Source organism: [Clostridium] ultunense DSM 10521 (assembly GCF_000511955.1).
Lineage (GTDB): Bacteria > Bacillota > Clostridia > Tissierellales > Tepidimicrobiaceae > Schnuerera > Schnuerera ultunensis.
Genome location: NZ_AZSU01000003.1, coordinates 12,182 through 31,541, shown reverse-complemented (window position 1 = coordinate 31,541; position 19,360 = coordinate 12,182). Strand labels below are relative to the sequence as shown.

The window sequence follows — 19,360 nt, the reverse complement described above, 5'->3', positions numbered from 1 at the left end:
AATAAGAACTCAGTATATAAATCTACTAAATATAATATCTTAATCTAAAATTATATTATCCTGAACTTCTAATACCTATTAACAACTTTCTTTAAATCAAATTCAAATTTATAGCAATATACATTAATGCTACCAATATAGGAATCCATAATATACCAATAATGAATCCTGGTTTAGGCATGTCCTTTAACTTCCAATATCCATAACCATAGGTAGTCATAGCTGTAGGATCTAGAGGAATTAAAAATACACAAGATGCAGTATAAGCCAATGGAAGTACTAAATATATTGGATTAATACCCATGGTTTCAGCTAATACAGCTGTTACTGATATAGTCAATGCCATAACAGCACCGGATATTGGGACTAATAAGTGGATAAAGATACCAAATATAGTTACTGCAAATATAACCATTAATAATGATGAATCAGTGAATCCACCTAAGAATGTACCACTTAACCACTTAGCACTACCATGATCACTTAATATCATAGCTAATGCATTACATGAACCAACTAATAATAGTATTTCCCAACCAATTTTTTGCTTTGCTTCTTCCCAATCAAGTATTTCTATACCCGGTAAGAAAAATAGGGTAGTTGCTAGCATGGATACAAAAGCCACTTCTAGATTAGTCAAAGATTGGGTTAACCAAAGGAGAATTGTAGTTCCAAATATTATCATAAATATGGTTTCATCTTTATTCATTTTACTTAAGGCTTTTCGTTCTTGTTCTATATCTTCGAATCCACTAATTGTTTCAAATTCTGGTTTATAAAGTTTACTAATTATAAACCAGGATATTAAAGTAAGTGAAAGAGCCAGTGGAACTCCAACTATTGACCATTGTAAAAAACCTATTTCAATCCCTGCCACACTCTTTAATAAATTGATGGAAAGAATATTTACTCCACTTCCTGCAGGAGTGGCTACACCCCCAACAGCTGCCGCAATGGGTATCCCTAGCATAACACTCTTACCAAATTCCGATTCTCCTGGCACACAATTATTCTTTTTTAATATTTCATTTGCAATAGCGCCTACTATAATTCCAGATGGAATATCTGCCAAGAAGAAAGAAATTAATGAAGTACATGCCATCAAACTAAATAATACATATTTACTCTTGTTTCCAAAAATTGTAGTTACATATAATGATACTCTATGACCAAATCCAACCTTTACAAATGCTTGTGCAATTAATAATGCAGATAGAATAAAAAACAAAGTTGGAGTAGCAAAATTTTTCATTATATTCCCTGTACTATCAATTTTCAGTAAACTAGGTAAAAATAAAAGGAAACATGAAGATATTGCAATAGTACATATTCAGTTACCCAAGTAATAGTTGCACTAATTATTAAAGCAATTCCCTTCCACCCTTCAATGCTTAACCCTTCTGGTGGTTCAATACTAGTTAATCCTACATAAACAGCAATAGCCAAAACCAAATATGCTATCTTCTTAATTCCACCTTTTTGTACTTTTATTGCATTGGCCTCCATAGTATACACTCCTTACATTTTTTATTTGATTATTAGAGTCATATAACCCTTGTACTTTAAATATTTAGTTTTAATAATGGACTACTTTCTTTTTCACCTCCTTTCACTTTCCTTATAAGACATAAAAGTATTGCCTTTAATTAAATGATACAGAAAGCAATACTTTTACCTGAGTTAAGGTTTAACATGCCTAATATATACACTCTTTTCATGGCATATGTTTATTCTAAATGTAAAAATATAATATTTCAACAGGTTGCCAACGTTTTCTCTTATGCAATAGTAGTTTGTTTTTCACCTTAGATTAACATTGTTTTTTTGGCGTCAATATAAATTTCTATATGGTCTAATATGTCGTATTCTATTAAAAATAAATTTCTTTTGTAAGGATTTTTAATTCTTTGAATTTACAAGCTAGAACATATTTTTTTGAAATTTTTTAGAAAAAATAAAATATAAAAATAAAACCATATGGATTATGGTTTCTAGAATTTAAAAACTTAAAGTCTTAAAAGAAACATATTGTTATAATCATTGACTTAAATTAAATAGTAATAAAATGACGGCTAATGCTTAAATATAATCCTTGTACCAATACAATTTATTACTAGAAATAAACCCTATAGTTGATAAACATTTTGCATTGGCTATCACTCCTTACAATATTATTAATAGATATTGATTGAAAGAGAGGTCACAACAGATATGCAAGCTAAATCTTGTTTAACTGAAAATGAAAAGAAGAATAAAAATTTAAGGATGCAAAAAAATATGAAATTTATATCTTCTATTCTTTTGCCTCTATTTATTGTTTTTTTTAAACCTTTAGGAATGAATTTAAATCAGAGTATAATTCTGGGAACTTTGGTTTTAGTTTTAACCTAGTGGACTACGGGAATGGTTAATAGAACCTATGCATCTACATTCCTTCTTGTAATCTTTGCCATATTTGGAACTACTCCATGGAATATAATCTTTAAATTCCCTTTATCACCTAATTTCTATATGATAGCACTATCCTTTTTGTTATCTCAAGGAATAGTAAATTCGAACGTTGCAAGTCGGTTTTCAAATTTCATACTTAATAAGTATAGAAACACTTCTTATAAATTTATCTTTATGTCCTATGTATTTGCTATGTTGTTAATATTTATAATACCCAATCCTTTTCCAGGGTAATACTTCTAGCATCTATATACCAACAATTCTTTAAAAACAGAGAAATACCTGAGGATACAAAAGAAGTGCTGCATTTTAGCATATTTGTAGCTGCAGCAATTACCTGTATGCTATTTATAAACGGAGATATTATCCTAAATTATTCTGTAACCCAATTTGCTGGAATATCTATTGGTTGGGCTGAATGGGCTAAATATATGACAGTACCATCGCTAATGACAACCATATTAACTGGTGTAGCCTTTATATTAGTCTTTAGAAAGAAATTGAAAAACAGTGATACAGAACCATTCCACTCAATCAATTCAGCAATTATTGCTTTATTAGGGGCTATAGCTATGTTTGGATTTAAGATAATAGGGTAGAAGATTTAAAAAGCTTAAATTTAGGCTTGTTGATTTTCCTTACAGCTGCTTTTGCTATAGGCAGCGTTATGAACCAAAGTGGAGTAGCAAATATTGTTTATACTAGGATGATGGATATATTTCCATCTACCTATTCCAATACTTATTTCATAATTTTAATCTTAACATTTATGGCCCTCCATATGCTTTTAGGTAGTTCTATAACTACTTTGTCTGTAGTTATACTTGTTTTAATTGAATTAACTAATGGTAGGTGCAAGCAATAACTATTATTCCAATAAAACTGTAATCAGATATGGAATAGTATTGACCCTATTGGACTTCGTAGCTATATTTGGATTCTATATTCCATGGTGGAAATTTTTGAATCTGTTATAAATATGAAAATAATAATAAAAGAATATTTTTAAAATACGGATATTTTTGTATCAAATTCGATGCAAAATATCCGTATTTAAGACCCTATATTATTATTTATCTTTCATTCATTGATGCTTTTCAACAAAGCTAAAGCTTCTATATAGGCATTTTTGTTTGGAGATTTAAATGGTATTCTTTCATGCTCTATTCTAAATATTTCAGAGTATACATTTTTGGTGTTGGCTGTACAACGGAAGCTAAACTCAACCCGTTGTCCCAAAACACTAAAATTTATAACTTTATATCTTTAAACATTTCAACTTGCTCCTTTATAGCTATTTCAGTAGGAATCCTTTCAATACTTGATGCTCCAAAGAATCCAACTACTCCTTCTGTTCTTTTAAGAACATAGGCAGCATCTTCAGGCAAAGCGATAGGACCGCCGTGGCAAAGGATTAATATGTCAGGATTTACCGATTTACCAGCATCACAAATTTCTTGTACTCTTTTTACAGATTTATCTAAAGTTAATGCTGTTTTAGCCCCTATTGTTCCCTTAGTAGTAAGACCCATATGGGCAACTAAAATATCAGCGCCAGCTTCTGCCATCTTTTTAGCTTGTTCCGTATCGAATACATAAGGAGTGGTAAGCATATCTAATTCATGAGCTTTTCTTATCATTTCTACTTCTAAGTCATAACCCATGCCTGTTTCTTCTAGATTTTGTCTAAACACACCGTCTATTAATCCTACTGTTGGGAAGTTTTGTACTCCAGCAAATCCTTGATTTTTTAATTGTTCTAGAAACTTATCCATAACTCTAAAAGGATCTGTGCCACAAACACCAGCTAATATTGGAGTATTCTTAACTATTGGCAATACTTCGCTGCCCATTTCCATTACTATCTGATTAGCATCTCCATAGGGAAGTAATCCTGCCAAGGAACCTCGACCAGCCATTCTATACCTCCCAGAATTATAGATGATAATAAGGTCTACTCCACCATCTTCCGCACTCTTTGCAGATATACCCGTTCCTGCACCTGCCCCTATTATAACTTTTCCATTGGAAACCTGCTCCCTTAATCTCTTAAATATCTCAGTTCTATTCATACCTATTCCACCTCTCTAGTTTTTATTTTCTTTCATTAAATCCACTAATTTCTTAGCTGTTGCTAAAGCAAACTCCCTATCGTTAATATTTGTATCCATCTCAATTAACTCTACCTTATCCTGATTAATATTTTTTCTTAGCGTATCAAATAGTATTTCATCTTCTTCAGGGCCATAGAAAGGTTGCCCTTCAGCATCGATCATTGAAACTCCCTTTAAAGGCAGCATTAGAACTGTAGAACCTTTTGTTTTATTTAGCTTTTCCGATATGATTTCACCTAGCTTTTTGTTTTCTTCAGTAGTAGTCCGCATCAAAGTTACAGTAGGATTATGCTTGTAAAACTTCCTTCCTTCAAATTTTTCTGGTACTGTGCATATAGGTCCAAAGTTCACCATATCCAATGCTCCCACAGATACAACTTGAGGAACTTTATGCTTTCCTGCTGCTTCTAGCCGATTAGGCCCTGCTGCCAATACTCCGCCAATTAGTTCATCACACCATTCGGTAGTAGTTAAATCCAATACTCCTTTGAAATAGCCTTCTTCTATTAATCTTTCCATGGCCTTTCCTCCAGTTCCTGTAGCATGGAACACTAATACTTCATACCCTTGACCTTCTAAGTATTCTCTAGCCATATCAACACAAGGAGTGGTCACACCAAACATGGTAGCCGCTACTAAAGGTTTCTTTTCTTCAACCTTTTCCTCATGTTCTAACTTTACCATACCCGCAATTGCCAAAGCAGCATTAGTAAATATCTTGGTAGAAATTGAGTTTAATCCGGATACGTCCACAATAGATGGAATCATCATAATATCACTAGTACCTACATATTGCTGAACATTTCCCGATGCAACAGTTGATACCATTACCTTTGGCACCCCTATTGGTAGGGCTCTCATTCCAGGAGTAACTAAGGATGTGCCGCCAGTTCCTCCAAGAGAAATGATTCCATCAAATTTTCCCTTAGCATATAGTCTTGGGATTAATTTCTCCATTCCTTTAGACAGAATATCAGTTCCCAATGCCCTATCTTTTTTTGCAGAAATTTTATGGATATCCTCTCCAATTTCGTTTGCTACTTCCTGATTAGATACATTAGTTTCAAACATTGGCTCAAATACCCCACAATGAATAGTAAAAGTATTTAAGCCTAAACCTTCTAAAATATTCTTTACATAGGTTAACTCTTTGCCTTTACTATCGAAAGTCCCTGCAATAGCTATGGTTTTCATAGGTATCACCCTTCCTCTTTTTATACCATCATGTTAAATATACCCAAAATATATTTGCTATTATTCATATGGTTCAAAAATATTTGTCCTTGATTAAATTATACTTTTAAAATATGCAAAATATCCCACAGGTTTAAACCTGTGGGATATTTTGTCGACATTTCCTTACATATAATTTAAAATTGTTAATTTTGCAGCAGTTTTTTCTTCTAATTTTGAAACTAAAACTGTACCTGCTAAATCCCCTAAACAATTATTAATTGTTGTTCCCATATCAAAACTTCGATAAAAAGCTGCAATAATTCCAACTATTTCTGTTGGAAGCCCAAAAGTTTCTACTCATAACAAGCAATTTTATAATACCACTTCCTGGAATACCACCACCTCCCGATGAAAATATTCTGCACTATCTTTTATAAATCTTATGGGATTGATTCCAGCAGTAATCCATAACACTCCACCATATACCAAAAATATATGAATAATAATTCTTCAGTATTTCTACTATTCCTTATTTTCTTTTCCATTTTAGTTTTTCCTTAAGTAAATTTTATTATTAACTATAGCCATTATTCTACTACTGATATTTGTCTTGTATCCTTATTATAATGGATTAGCCTATATAAATAGTTCTCATAAAATTAATTATTTTCATCTTCTGTTTCTAAAAATAACATTTATGCCTAAGGCAATAAGTACAAAAGGAATAAGTAATTTTGCAATTAACCCAAAAGTTATTGCAACACCTGTAATAGCCAAAGTAACCACTACCATAACAAAGGCAAAAATAAGAATAATGAGGGAAGTTAAACATCCAAATACCATAACAATCTCCTTTACATACTAATTTTTGAAACACTTTTGTATTAAAATTATAGCATAAATGTATAATACCTACTAAAATATATTTTGTTCTAACTAATCTATTACCCCATCATACCTAAGCTTTGAATCAATATCTACTTTTATTTCATCTATTAAATTGTATATACAAACCTTCAAATATCCTATAGAATTTCTAATTTTTGTTTCCTTGCTTATTTCATTAAATCTATTCACCACATGTTCTTTTATTAAATAGTTAAGGCGTTTTAAGTCTTCCTCTACTATTTTTACAGGAACATAGATATCCCCTATTTTGATTTGTTTAGACTTTTGAATATCAAGTATTAATAATTTAATCGCATGAGCTACAGCTTCTCTTTACTTTTTATCAATAGCATATAGTTCACAGTTTTTTATTATCTTTTATATAATCATCTTGTCTCTTTGAACTAATGGTATTACTATTTTGGGTTTCTGTATCTTAGAAAGTTCTTCACTAGAATCAGAAAAATTCTTGTTAATTAGCTTTTCCAACTCATCATAATTTATGGTAATTTCTTTTCTTCTTTTTATTGATTTCTAACCAATAATTTACATGTTGTAGAACTAATGCTTCATTCAGCCCCAATATTGTCGCCAGTTGTTTATCCACCACTAGTGGATGAGTGTTGAATAATTTGCTCATAAAAATAGTTATTATTGATATGGTACTCCTAATCTCTCTGCTATGAATTTTTCTTTGTTTTCTTCTGTACATAACTCCTTCAACATACCTAGCATAGAAATCTTATGCTTTTCAATTTCCTTGCTCTCTTTGAGTATTGCCTCCTTTACTTCTTCAGGTATTACATCAGAGTTTACCTTTATCATAATAAGTTTTTCCATAGCAGGAATTTTATCAATGTTTCCCTTAAACTCTTCTTCATATAAATGATTGATAATTTCCTGTATTTTTATCCCAGTTTTCTTCTCAGCATAGGTATAAGAATTCCTGATACCACTTAAGGATGATAATACTTTATTCCATAACTTTGTTGGGTTTTTAAAAGTAATAGATTTTGGCTTACCATTTATTTCTCCAACAATTTCTATCAATTTATACTTTTCAAATACTGGTACCATTAATCTTAAATTAATTGTCCCCTTAGAACCATCATTTCTCCAAAGCTCTTCAGAATTCAATTCCTTTACAAATCCTTTTCTATTCCTTGGATTTATCCATTGAAATCCCTCTATTAGCTCTTCTTCCTTTAATGTTCTAGACTCTATCCTCTGCCTCTTTACATCAAAATTTTTATCCGACCATAAAAACAGACAATGGCATAATGGACATATTTCCTTGTCCCTACCACCTCTTCCTACATGTTGATAATATTCTTCAATAGACTCGGGGATTTGATAATGGATTACCCCATCTATATCAGGTATATTCATTCCCATGCCAAAAGCTGTAGTTGCAAACAATACTCTAATATCTCCATTTTTAAACCTCTTATAAACATTTAACTTTCCATCGGGACTCAATCTCGCATGGAAGAAATCACTATTATCAAACTGAGATGCTAGCTCTTCACATTTAGGTCTACTATATGTATATACTAAAACCTTTTTTAAATCTTTAGAGTCGATAAATTCTCTAATCTCACCTATTTTGGCTTCATCCTTTTCAACCTTTTTAAATTCTAAAACCAAATTATCCCTAATAACATTATCCTCTATTAGCATATTTTTCTTATCAATATTAAATTCCTGGATTATACCCTTTCTAGGTTGGCTGCTAAGGGTAGCTGTCAATGCTAAAGTAATTGGGTTATGACCAATTCCCTCTAAAAAATTGATAAAGGGTTTAATCTTGCTGTAATCAGGCCTAAAGTCAAACCCCCACTGGCTTATACAATGGGCTTCGTCGATTACAACCAATGGTATTTTCCTTTCCATGTAGGACAGAGCAGAACGGAAATAATAGTTGTTTAACCGCTCTGGAGATACATATATTAGCTTTGGCTTTTTCCCACCTAAATCTTTTAGGACCTTCCTTTGAGTTTGAAAATCCATATCACTATTTATAGCAATAGCTTCAATTCCCCTACTGTTTAAATCATCTACTTGCTCTTGCATAAGGGCTTTTAAAGGCGATATGACTATTGTAGTTCCTTCAAGCATCATGGCACCCAATTGATATATTAGTGATTTTCCACCTCCTGTAGGAATTATGGCCAGACTATTGTTGCCTTCTAATATACTGTCTAAAACATTTTTTTGATAATCATATAAATCTTCAATATCGCTAAAATGCATTTTCAACATTTTATCCATTTTATACCTCCATTAACTTCCATCTATTCAATTCTTCCACCTCATCCTTATGCATTTCATTAATACAGCTTAAGAATTCATTTACATATCCAAATCGGAGTTGAGGGTTTAAATCCATATTGTTTTCAAGAAGAGTCTGAGTGATTAAATTCCCAATAAAATTGTTATAAAAGGTAAATCTTCCATAATCATAATTCCAATTATGCTCCGTTCTAAATTTCCCATCAAAATATTCATCAGCAACAAATTCACTTTCCCTTCCAGTGATATAATACATTCCCCAAATAGATTTACGAGTCATAATGGGAAAATGGCTTGGATATAGTCTATGTAATATTTCTGAACGAATGCCTAATCCTATTACACCAGTAAGGAGCATATCCTCTTCATATAAAAAGTCGTAGTTTAATTGTTCAATCTTATTTATTCTATTGAATTTAATATTGGCTCCTTCATTTAACATATAATCATAGGCACCAACCAATATATTGTGTACTGTAACAAAAATATCCTTAGGTGGAGTTGCCCAAAAAGTTTCTTTATACTTTTCTAAAGCAGGATCCCATGAGTGGAGAGCACTTGAAACAGTCCAAAGATTTTTTGCAAGAAGTTCTTCCTTCACTTCACTATATTCATAACAATCCTCGGAATCCTCATCAAAATAATCCAATTTAAAATAATCTTTAACTCCATCCCTATATTTTTCAATACTTTCTTCCCAATTCCTAATTTCCTTTTCTAACTTCTTTAAATTTTCATTGGTGTTTTTTTTGCTCACTTTAATTCCATTTGGCAATACAAAATTGGCTTTACTTATATCAAAAATTTTATACCAATATTCAGAAAATCTTTCTTCTATGGATTTCTTTAAATCCTTTATCTCCTTGTATTCACACATCATTACTCCCTCCAAATATATTCTGTTATTTTATTGACAAATTCATTTTCATCACTACAATTCCATTTATTCATTAAATAATTGGTGTAATTATCCTTTGTGTTGACAATAAGAACTACATGTACCCTTGCCCTTGACATACCTACATAGAGTAGTCTTCTTCTGCTATCTTCATCTAGATAAGATGGACTTACATCTGGTATGATAATCACATCATTTTCAAGACCTTTGAACCTTTTTACAGTTTCTATTTCTGGTAAATATTCCTTATCTATCAATTTTATGTACTTATTTTTATTAGCACTATTCAACGTCAATACGGTTATATCTTCCTTTTCAATATATTCAATATTGATTAATTCATGAATCTTATTAATAAGCAAATTATCCAGTTCATCTTCATTTGAACATAGAAGAACTTCAGGTTTTTTTCCCTTTATTCCTTTTAACAGGATATCTTCTACTGGTTTATCTAATATGTTTACAGAGCTTTTACATATTTCATCGGTATTTCTCATATTCCTTTTTAGAGTAAATATAGTTTCCAAATCCAAATAATTATAATCCTTTTTAGAATCTACATCATATAATTCCTGCAAAGGATCATAAAAAATATAAATACTTCCATCATCTATTAAATAATCCAATGCTCTAATCCATTCTTCTTCAAAATCCTGTCCTTCATCTAGGATTACAGTGTCATATATTTCTAAACCTTTCTCTTTATTGTCTTCAATTACCTCCAAAAATTCCTCCATCAAATATTCAAAATCTGAATACTCTTCAAAGCCTATTACCCTTGCTGGATAATATTTTTTCATATAGTTCAGTGCAAAACCATAAATTGTAAAAATATCAAAAGTATTTTCATAATTCCCTTTGATATTATTGGCTAACCTATTGTTGTAACAGAGATATAGAGCCTTATTACCATTTTCCTCTTCCCTTCTGGCCTTTTCAATAGCTAGAATGGTTTTACCACTCCCTGCATGACCTTTAATGGTCACTCTCTTGTTTTCTTCCAAAGCATCTAGTACTATGAATTGTTCTTGATTTAGTCTAACATACATATCATTAACATCTCTGCTAATGCTTTTTAGAGTTCTTACCAATCTAATCCTTGGCATTAATATATTAGTAATTTGATTAAAGCTTCTATCATCCATTGACCTTGGATTAAACCTGCTCTTAGATTTCCAGTAATCGAATATTCTGAGTAAACCCTTTTCAGGATTGTTCAAATCATAATAATCTAGTACTATCTCTTTAGGTATGTTCAAAGCCAAATCCTCATCCTTCGTATTGGTATCAGGAAACCATACTCCTCTACAAACAAAGCAATCCCTAATTCCTTTTATTTTAAGGGTTTCGATTATTTCATACATGGTATCAGCAGCTTGTTTCTCCGGATCCTGAATGAAATGTACCTTCCCGTTTTTATCAGTACTTGTCCACTTCCTATCTATACAGCTAACATCTCCACCTTTTATCTCCAAAACTAAAATACCATGGTCTTTATTGAATATTAAAAAATCTCCTTCTCCCTCTGCTTTTCTACTCCTCTTATTGGCCTTATTTATCCATCGTAAGGAATAGATTACTGTCCATTCATCAGATAAACTGCCCTTCAAACTCTCAAAAACTGCTTTTTCTCCTAAACTATTTACCTGTTCATATTCCATGCTTTCAGGGTACATAATAGCCATTTTATCACCTACAAATTCTAATAATATTCTTTATACCTAGAATTATATATTTTAATTATTTCACTATATTTCTCATCCACCATATACCAAAAGATTCTATCTATTATCCAGTATTTATAATATTCTTCTATGTATAAATCATATTCTTCAAAAATCTTTAATAATTCAATGTATAAATTATCAATATAGTTTCTGAAGGCAATATAGGATAATTTTCTAGTATATATTACTAAATCTTTGGGTTCCAGTATAAAGGCTAAGCCCCAATTGCTCTTATAGTTTTTTATTGGATATTTATCAGGTATTGACTTATGTAATATTTCTGTAGCAATAGATACTTTGTTTGGCATATATTTCAATGCTTCCAAGGCAGGAACCAAAATTCTATCAATATCCCCTTCTATGGAATTAGCCAATTCTAACATTTCCAGAACTCCATCTATTAATTTCTCCCCATTTACATTGCCTCTAAACATTTGAACTATCTCCGGTGCTCCATTTGAAATAGCCCAAACATTTTGTTCTACGAAACCATTCTTAAATTCGAATCCATCCCACTCTTCGCTTTCTATCAATTCTTCATAATTTATTACATTATTGAATCGGCTCCTGTAAAATTCAATCTCATCATAAAGTTCTACAAGCCTTTCTTCATCTATTTGCCAACCATCTATCCAACAGTTGGTAATCTTACGTAAATTGTTTATCTGAAAATCATACAATGTAATACCCACCAATATCCCTCCAATCCAATAGGTTTTTGTGTGAAAATTAACTAATTATGGTTACATAAATAATTATAGCATAGAAACCCATATTTGTTTGGAGTAAAATAACTATATTAGATCTGATTTTTTGTAAAAGAAAGAACCAGCCCTTTCGGACTGGTTCCTTCATCCCCTCAATTATTTCGATAAAAACTTACTAATACTTCAAATATCATAGTATTTCATTTTACTCTTGATTTATTGTACATTAATATTTATTTTACTAAATTAGTGTACGATTGTCAAAATAGGTTAGAGGGCTTAATAGCTCTGAATAATGCTGTGGTTTTCAAATTGCTAATAATTATTTGTAATATCATCCTAAGCAGCATTTTTAGAGTAATATTCTTCAACTATTTCATTTGGTGTTTTAAAATTTGATATTTTTTTGCTATGTTATTGTATCTATTACTATATCTCCTGATTCTTTGGTGTATTTAATTTCATTTTTCTTATTTGCCTACACATGGAATCATAGATTCTTGTATAGCCTGCGTCTTTTAGCTTACGATATACTTGCGCCAGACCCCTATGGCGATGATAACGGTGCTTTTGCATTGTTATCATGTTTAATTGCATATTTAGCTACCCTTTGACGAAACCTCATCTTTTCTGTTCCCAAAGGTGTCAAAGACTTAATTGTTTTCATAAGAAAGGATCCCTCCGATATTTTTTGTCTTCGCAAATAACATTATATCAAAGGCCTTTCTTTTTTATTTTTCTTTTCACAAATGTATTATCTCATATCACTTTTAATGTTAAAGTAATTATTTTTTGTTCTAACATTTTATTTTATATGGTACCTCTTCAAGGATAGGATCGTTAAGATATTAATAAAAGTCCGTTACATCTGAACTTCCCTCTAAATTAACATTGACATCTATATATAGATTTACATTATATAGTATATCTGTTAGATCCTCTTTAGGATATCTTATGGATATTTCTCTTTTTAGATTATATATATCTATGTCTTTAGCATAGTATTTTTCATATAGTTTTCTACACCTTGCTTTTATTTCTTTTTCTGCATATTTTTCAATAGTTTCCCTTTCTTCTCTATTAGATATTTTAACACCTTCTTGTGCTTCAGCAAAGCTAACACTTGTATTTATGGTTTTGTAGATATTAATACTCTCCCCTTCATCAAAAACTTTCAATTTAGTTCTGTTTTTTATCACTTCTAAAGTAATGAATTTATCCTCATATTCTGGGTGGGGTATGGAAATATCCCCAACCTTTAATGTGCCCATGAAAAAATTATAATATTTTGCTTCTTTTGGATTTAGTTCTCCTACTAACTTATCATTTTGAATAACTGCCAACCCTTTTATAGTTAATCTATCATTAGGAGTATGTTTGGTTTTTTCTAAAAAATTTATTAAATCTACACTACTTTCCATTTGCCTATTAACCAAGTATTCATCAAATCTTAGTTTACTCCCTTTAGACTGTATCTGATAATTAAGGATCAAATCGGTTAGAAAAATCCCAACAAAATTTTCTTCAACTACTTTGGTGTTTAGTACATCCATTAAATCATCTGAAGTTACAAACATATATTGACGCATTAAAAACTCTTGATCTCTATCGAGTATATCAATAAAGTTATCCAATCCATATTCTGCTGCCCTTTTACTAAATATTATGGCTTTGTTTTGAGAATAATTCAGCTTATAACTTGTGCCTAAATTTATATTTCTTATAGCTTCAAAAATTGTATCTCCCGTGCCTTTGAATATTGTCTTTTCCTCTGTACCTTTATCCTCTGTAATATTTCTATTGGTTAAAAAAGCTTCAGCATATACTATCGGTCTATTCTCTTTATCAATATCTATACCTATTGCTGTTACAAAAATTACTTTATTTATGTCATTATAATTAAAACAACCCATTAAAAAGTTAGTAGAAATTAAAGCTATAGCCAGTATAACTTTCTTCATCTAACATCATCCTCTTGGAATATATAGTTATTTATCCTGTTAAGCCCTCCTCTATAAGGTATATCTTTATACTTAAAAACCTTCATAGTTCCAAGGGGATAAAGGTAGGGATAGCCACAACTGGTCAAACCTGCCAGATGAGAAGAAAATATTATAAATCCCATGTAGAATCCAGGCAAGCCTAAAAATCCTGAAAATATAATGATTACAATACTCCATAAAAATATTGCTATAGATATCCTTGGCAATAGTAGAGATGATATAGATGTCAGGGCTACTACGAATACTGTAATATGGGATGATAACCCGGATTGTACCGAAACATCTCCTAGTATTAATGCTCCTACTATACTTAAAGTTGAACCTATAGGCTGAGGAAGCCTGATTCCAGCTTCTCTAAGTACTTGAAAAAATGCCAGCATTATAATCAATTCAACTACCATGGGCAAGGGAACTCCTACTCTCGATTCAGCCAGACGGAATACAAAAATATATGGTAATAGACTAAAATGGTAGGTGAATAAAGCTATATATATTCCTGGAAGTAATGCAGATATTCCAAAGGATGCCCATCTAAACAATCGTGAAGAATTTGCAATAAATTTGTTCATGGTGTAGTCGTCAGGTGCATGGAAATTTTCAATAAAAAAAAATGGTGCATAGATAACAAAAGGAGTTCCATCTGTTATTATGGCAACTCTTCCTTCTCCTAGTTTTGCAGCTATTACATCAGGTCTTTCCGAATATCCAATTGTATCAAAAGGGGTACCTTTACATTTCAATTCTTCTTCTATTTGGTTGGCTACAATCATATAATGTGTATCTATTTTATTTATTTTGGTTCGTATATACTTTACAAGTTCTGTAGGAGCATTATTTTCTATATATACTATTGCAACGGAAGTATAGGATTTTTCCCCAAGGATTAACTCTTCAATTTTTAAATCGGGATGTTTGATCCTCCTTCTAATGGCAGCTACATTATCTGCTAATACTTCATTGAAACCTTCTCTAGAGCCTTTAATAGCGGCCTCAGTTGGGGGAGATTCTATAGCCCTTTTAGGAAAACTTTTGGTTTCACAATATATAACGGCATTTAAAGAGCTGAAAATTATTACGACATCTCCTGATAATATATGTTCTATCGCTTCATCTTCAGACCTAATATCCCCTACAGAAGGCGTAATAATTATCTCTCTTTTTATCTTTTCTATATCCGTTACAAGCTTTATATTATTGATAATAGGCAGTATTATGGATTCCGATATGAATTTTATATCGGTAATACTATTGTCGTAAATTACTAAGATCCTGTTTTCATCAGAACCTATTTCTCTATATCTAATTTGGGAATCCTTCCTTAATTTTTCTTTTATATTATTAATATACTGTTGATCCATAGTATCACCATTTTTATTTTCTGTACCTAGTTTGAATAATATTCATAGAACTACTAAAACTAAAGATGAATATAATGGAATTTCAACATTATAAATCTGGAGGGGGTTTAGTGGATAGGTTTAATCCAAGGCATTTTGCTTTTTTGATTTTAGCTACTTCCATTGTATCTTTAAAAACTTACCCTACTATATTTATTGCAGATGGTGGAAGAGATAGTTGGATAGCTATGATTATTGCTTCTATTATTGCATTTCTCTTTTTTACCTATCTAATAAAAGTCTGTATAAGAAAAAATAGTTTTGATCTTCATAGTATATATCATAAAGCAGTAGGAAAAACCTTTGGAAATATTCTATTAGGTTTGTTTGTTTTTACTATGCTAGCGGCCTTAGTGGAAAGTGCAGCTGTAGAAGCAAACTCTATGCATACTAATATGTTTATAGAGACACCTACCTGGTATCTCCTATTATTTTTTATTGTGCCTATTATATATACCATTCGCAAGGATATAGTGGCAATTATAACTGTAACAATGATAGGGATTATATTAATAATGATTGCAGGGATAAATCTTTCAATACTTACTTCGAGATATAAAAGTTTTAAACTACTATTGCCTATTTTAGAAAACGGATTGAATAAAGGCATATTTATAGCTATTATTAAAATATTAGGGTTATATGGGTCGGTATCCATATGTTTACCCTATCTATCAAAATTAGGCACTACTGAAAAAATGACTAATGCTATAGCTATAGGGCTATTGATTGTAATTCAAATGCAAATAGTATCTACTATTGGATTAATTATGACCTTTGGTCCAAAAAAAGCCATTACTTTCTCCTATCCAAAACTCATTCAAACACAACAAGTAAGTTATTTTAGATTTCTTACCCTTGGGGAATTGTATGTAATGTTACAGATACTTGGAGGCTGGATGCTGAAGTATCTAGTTACATTTTATGGAATACTAATAGTATTGAAGGGATTTAATTTAAAAAGGAAGCATCTCATATATCTAACCTATATTATTAGCGGTTTTGTATATGGAGCAGCATATTTTATTTCAAAAAATCTTTTTGTACTTTTTAAATTTTTAAACTATTATACCTTTTTATGTTTGGCCAATTTTGTAATAATTCCTTTAATAGTTTTTACCATATTTTCAATAAGAACTAATTGATAAGCCTTATTCAGCATATCGTGAATATCCACTTTTTGCCTTGATGTTGCTGGTTTCAATTCTTCATAGGTAGACTACAAACCCCAGATGCAGTCATAGGGTTAACAGCCGAAGGTTTGTCTCAATTCCTCATAGGTAAACTATTATAATAGATATTGCAATAAAATTTGAAGGATTACCAAGACAATTGCAATTCCTTATAGGTAAAATATAAACAACTGCTATCTTACGATAATACTATTTTTCTTGTTTTTTATTCAACATTTATTTTACACTAAGTTATCCTACATTAAATCTGGGACAGCGAGGTCTGACTGAACTGACCCTTGTCAAGTAGACAATCAATTTAATTAAAATTTATGCACTTTTGGATGCGTGGTATCTATACTCTAATGGAGCCATGCATCCTAATCTTTTTTGTAACCTTTCTTCATTATAAAACTTGATATATTCAATTATCCTTTCCCTTAATTCTTCTATCGTTTTAAAAGTCTTTCCATAGAATATTTCAACTTTTAGAGTACCAAAAAATGATTCCATAGGCCCATTGTCTATACATTTACCAACCCTAGACATACTTTGTGTCATCCCAGCTTCTTCAAGCTTACTTTTAAATATATTATTGGTATATTGGAATCCTCTATCACTATGAAATATTGGCTTTGCATCGGGATATTTTTGTATTGCCTTATCAAACATTTTGAATACTAGTTGATTGTTGTTTTTAAAGGATAATTCATATGCTATTATACTGTTATCGTAAAGATCCATAACTGGGCTTAAATAAAGCCTTCTACTATCTCCTGGGATTGAGAATTCTGTTACATCTGTAAGCCACTTCTCATTAGGAGCATTTGCTTTAAAATCTCTTGCTAATATGTTTTCCTTTGTATACTCTGGCTTTATTCTAATACGATTAACTTTCTTTCTCCTGATCCTTGCTGAAATACCCAAATATTTCATAAGTCTATATATGTAGTTCTTAGAGAATAACTTATTATTTAGTTTATTTATGAACATGGTCATCCTTCTGTAGCCTAAAATTCCATCAAATGTAGCGTTATACTCAGCGATTAATGAACAAATTAACTCATCTTGCTTTTCTTTTTCAGGTTTGATTCTATTTTTATTTTTGTAGTATCCACTTCTAGAAATATTTAGTAATTTGCATATTCGTGTTACTGGACAGCCCTTTTCTTTGAAAATATCTACTATCTCGTATTCTACTTCATACCTTACTTTCGACAGCGATGTTTTCTTTCGATTTCCTCTTTTTTTTTAAGAACTTCCAATTCTAATTCTCTTAGCTTTCTTAACTCTCTTTCTCTTTCAAGTTCAAGCTTTAATTTCTCAATTTCAGTTAATTTACTTTCATCAATTTCTGATTTTGGTTTTGGCCCACGCTTTTGATATTTTAATGTTTCTGGTCCTTTGTCTATATATGCCCTTGTCCATCTGTATACAAGTGCATAGGTAATCCCATACTTTTCAGCTGCATCTTTGTAACTCATATTATTGTCAATAACCCATTTAACTATTTCCAACCTCTCTTCAAATGTAGTTTTTCTGGATTTCATGGTATAGACATCTCCTTTAGGATCATAATCTTTTATTTCTATACCATTATACCATTTATTAATCCATCTATTAATTACAGAAGTTACTATATTGTATTTTGCCGATAAGTCAGAAAGTGAATATTTACCTGAAACATATTCTTTTACTACCGATAATTTAAAGTCCTTACTATATGAACGATTTCTATTTGATGTTTCAAAAGCACTAGGGCCATATTCTTTATATCTTTGATACCATCTAAGGACAGTTACTTCATGAGCTCCAATTTCTTTAGCAATAGTAGCAAATCCAGCATGGCTTTTTTCATAGTCCTGGCAAGCTTTAATTTTTACTTCCTTACTAAACTTCGGTTTTCCCCCCATAAAAATACCTCCAAGTAGATAATCTAATTTTAATTAATTAGACTGTCTACTTTAGAGGTATCATATCAGACCTCACTGTCCCATCACTAATTAATAATTTTTATAACTCCACCGCCTATGGCGTAATATTTTCCTGCCCCTATTATTTCTATAATATCTATTAGCTTAGACTCCATTAATATTTCTTTAAATTTTATCCTACCAATATAGCCTTCTTGTATGAATCTATTAGCTCCTAAATGTAAAGGGCTTCTAATTTCAAATTTTACTGCATCAAATTCATACAAATTGTTTATAGGTTTAATTGTTTTATCTGTTATATTATAAAGTTCATTTAGTTCATCTAGTTTTTCTTTTTCCTTTATAAATATATTCTCTCTTATGTCTATTGGAGTTAGTACTTGAATGGTTTTTATATTTTTATTATTTTTAAGCTTTCCTACCTGTTCTACAGACCTATTTAGTATTACAAACCTATATTTTTCTCCAAAAAGCCCCCTGGCTTCAAATTCCTTTAATATATATTCTATAAAATCTATATGTTTTGCTGCCTCCCCAAGGAAAATAAATTTCAATTCTAATTGGTCTTCAGCCTTAAAGTTTCTTTTCGAAAAAAGGGGCC

Annotated in this window: 17 protein-coding genes and 1 pseudogene; 2 read left to right on the top strand and 16 right to left on the bottom strand. The window is 30.9% G+C overall.

Annotation, left to right across the window (positions count from 1 at the left end):
- Positions 1-91 precede the first annotated feature (91 nt).
- A complete protein-coding gene (locus tag CUL_RS16915) occupies positions 92-1,255 on the bottom strand; it encodes an SLC13 family permease (protein ID WP_408065624.1) in 1,164 nt (387 codons plus the stop codon).
- A gap of 20 nt (positions 1,256-1,275) precedes the next feature.
- A complete protein-coding gene (locus CUL_RS18890; RefSeq protein ID WP_051403521.1) occupies positions 1,276-1,506 on the bottom strand; it encodes a hypothetical protein in 231 nt (76 codons plus the stop codon).
- Between the two features lie 1,244 nt (positions 1,507-2,750).
- Between CUL_RS18890 and CUL_RS0107165 the strand changes: the two genes are divergently transcribed.
- Positions 2,751-3,050, top strand: coding sequence for a hypothetical protein (locus tag CUL_RS0107165; protein WP_025640934.1), 300 nt, complete (start codon positions 2,751-2,753; stop codon positions 3,048-3,050).
- 651 nt (positions 3,051-3,701) lie between these two features.
- Here the strand turns inward: CUL_RS0107165 and CUL_RS0107155 are convergent.
- From CUL_RS0107155 to CUL_RS0107100, 11 genes and pseudogenes are all read right to left on the bottom strand, one after another.
- Positions 3,702-4,523: a phosphoenolpyruvate hydrolase family protein gene (locus tag CUL_RS0107155; RefSeq protein ID WP_025640932.1), complete on the bottom strand. Its 822-nt coding sequence runs from the start codon at positions 4,521-4,523 to the stop codon at positions 3,702-3,704.
- Positions 4,524-4,538: 15 nt separating this feature from the next.
- Positions 4,539-5,759 carry a Tm-1-like ATP-binding domain-containing protein gene (locus CUL_RS0107150; protein ID WP_025640931.1) on the bottom strand — a complete coding sequence of 407 codons (1,221 nt, stop codon included), beginning with the start codon at positions 5,757-5,759 and terminating at the stop codon, positions 4,539-4,541.
- Positions 5,760-5,924: 165 nt separating this feature from the next.
- Positions 5,925-6,083: pseudogene (locus tag CUL_RS19435) on the bottom strand (cation:dicarboxylate symporter family transporter); the annotation flags it as partial.
- Positions 6,084-6,410: 327 nt separating this feature from the next.
- Positions 6,411-6,584 (bottom strand): hypothetical protein, encoded by a 174-nt coding sequence (locus CUL_RS18885; RefSeq protein ID WP_157752636.1) that lies wholly within the window; start codon positions 6,582-6,584, stop codon positions 6,411-6,413.
- A gap of 93 nt (positions 6,585-6,677) precedes the next feature.
- Positions 6,678-6,818, bottom strand: a complete 141-nt coding sequence (locus CUL_RS18880) for a hypothetical protein (protein WP_157752635.1) — start codon at positions 6,816-6,818, stop codon at positions 6,678-6,680.
- Between the two features lie 462 nt (positions 6,819-7,280).
- Positions 7,281-8,900, bottom strand: a complete 1,620-nt coding sequence (locus CUL_RS17975; protein ID WP_025640930.1) for a RecQ family ATP-dependent DNA helicase — start codon at positions 8,898-8,900, stop codon at positions 7,281-7,283.
- A 1-nt stretch (position 8,901) separates the two neighbouring features.
- Positions 8,902-9,801 (bottom strand): hypothetical protein, encoded by a 900-nt coding sequence (locus tag CUL_RS0107125; protein ID WP_025640929.1) that lies wholly within the window; start codon positions 9,799-9,801, stop codon positions 8,902-8,904.
- Positions 9,801-11,504: a nuclease-related domain-containing DEAD/DEAH box helicase gene (locus CUL_RS0107120; RefSeq protein WP_025640928.1), complete on the bottom strand. Its 1,704-nt coding sequence runs from the start codon at positions 11,502-11,504 to the stop codon at positions 9,801-9,803. Before CUL_RS0107120 ends, CUL_RS0107125 begins: the two co-directional genes overlap by 1 nt.
- Positions 11,505-11,521: 17 nt before the next feature.
- Positions 11,522-12,238, bottom strand: coding sequence for a hypothetical protein (locus CUL_RS0107115; protein WP_025640927.1), 717 nt, complete (start codon positions 12,236-12,238; stop codon positions 11,522-11,524).
- Between the two features lie 863 nt (positions 12,239-13,101).
- Complete coding sequence (locus CUL_RS0107105) at positions 13,102-14,214, bottom strand: Ger(x)C family spore germination protein (protein ID WP_025640926.1); 1,113 nt, start codon at positions 14,212-14,214, stop codon at positions 13,102-13,104.
- A complete protein-coding gene (locus tag CUL_RS0107100; protein ID WP_025640925.1) occupies positions 14,211-15,614 on the bottom strand; it encodes a spore germination protein in 1,404 nt (467 codons plus the stop codon). Before CUL_RS0107100 ends, CUL_RS0107105 begins: the two co-directional genes overlap by 4 nt.
- A gap of 110 nt (positions 15,615-15,724) precedes the next feature.
- Here CUL_RS0107100 and CUL_RS0107095 point away from each other — a divergent pair, with 110 nt between their 5' ends.
- On the top strand, positions 15,725-16,798 hold the full coding sequence (locus tag CUL_RS0107095; protein ID WP_025640924.1) for an endospore germination permease: 1,074 nt from the start codon (positions 15,725-15,727) through the stop codon (positions 16,796-16,798).
- A gap of 357 nt (positions 16,799-17,155) precedes the next feature.
- Here CUL_RS0107095 and CUL_RS0107090 read toward each other — a convergent pair whose 3' ends face one another.
- The 3 genes from CUL_RS0107090 to CUL_RS16905 all read right to left on the bottom strand — a co-directional run.
- Positions 17,156-18,046: an IS3 family transposase gene (locus CUL_RS0107090; RefSeq protein ID WP_035142998.1), complete on the bottom strand. Its 891-nt coding sequence runs from the start codon at positions 18,044-18,046 to the stop codon at positions 17,156-17,158.
- Positions 18,034-18,738 (bottom strand): helix-turn-helix domain-containing protein, encoded by a 705-nt coding sequence (locus CUL_RS0107085; protein ID WP_025640922.1) that lies wholly within the window; start codon positions 18,736-18,738, stop codon positions 18,034-18,036. Before CUL_RS0107085 ends, CUL_RS0107090 begins: the two co-directional genes overlap by 13 nt.
- Before the next feature lie 86 nt (positions 18,739-18,824).
- The coding region (locus CUL_RS16905; RefSeq protein WP_035142997.1) for a hypothetical protein at positions 18,825-19,360 on the bottom strand (536 nt) is incomplete at its 5' end.

Bases quoted from the DNA above. Each gene is read 5' to 3' on its own strand.
- CUL_RS18890 (WP_051403521.1), bottom strand. From the start codon at position 1,506: ATGGAGGCCAATGCAATAAAAGTACAAAAAGGTGGAATTAAGAAGATA.
- CUL_RS0107155 (WP_025640932.1), bottom strand. From the start codon at position 4,523: ATGAATAGAACTGAGATATTTAAGAGATTAAGGGAGCAGGTTTCCAAT.
- CUL_RS0107150 (WP_025640931.1), bottom strand. From the start codon at position 5,759: ATGAAAACCATAGCTATTGCAGGGACTTTCGATAGTAAAGGCAAAGAG.
- CUL_RS18885 (WP_157752636.1), bottom strand. From the start codon at position 6,584: ATGGTATTTGGATGTTTAACTTCCCTCATTATTCTTATTTTTGCCTTT.
- CUL_RS17975 (WP_025640930.1), bottom strand. From the start codon at position 8,900: ATGGATAAAATGTTGAAAATGCATTTTAGCGATATTGAAGATTTATAT.
- CUL_RS0107125 (WP_025640929.1), bottom strand. From the start codon at position 9,801: ATGATGTGTGAATACAAGGAGATAAAGGATTTAAAGAAATCCATAGAA.
- CUL_RS0107120 (WP_025640928.1), bottom strand. From the start codon at position 11,504: ATGGCTATTATGTACCCTGAAAGCATGGAATATGAACAGGTAAATAGT.
- CUL_RS0107105 (WP_025640926.1), bottom strand. From the start codon at position 14,214: ATGAAGAAAGTTATACTGGCTATAGCTTTAATTTCTACTAACTTTTTA.
- CUL_RS0107100 (WP_025640925.1), bottom strand. From the start codon at position 15,614: ATGGATCAACAGTATATTAATAATATAAAAGAAAAATTAAGGAAGGAT.
- CUL_RS0107085 (WP_025640922.1), bottom strand. From the start codon at position 18,738: ATGGGGGGAAAACCGAAGTTTAGTAAGGAAGTAAAAATTAAAGCTTGC.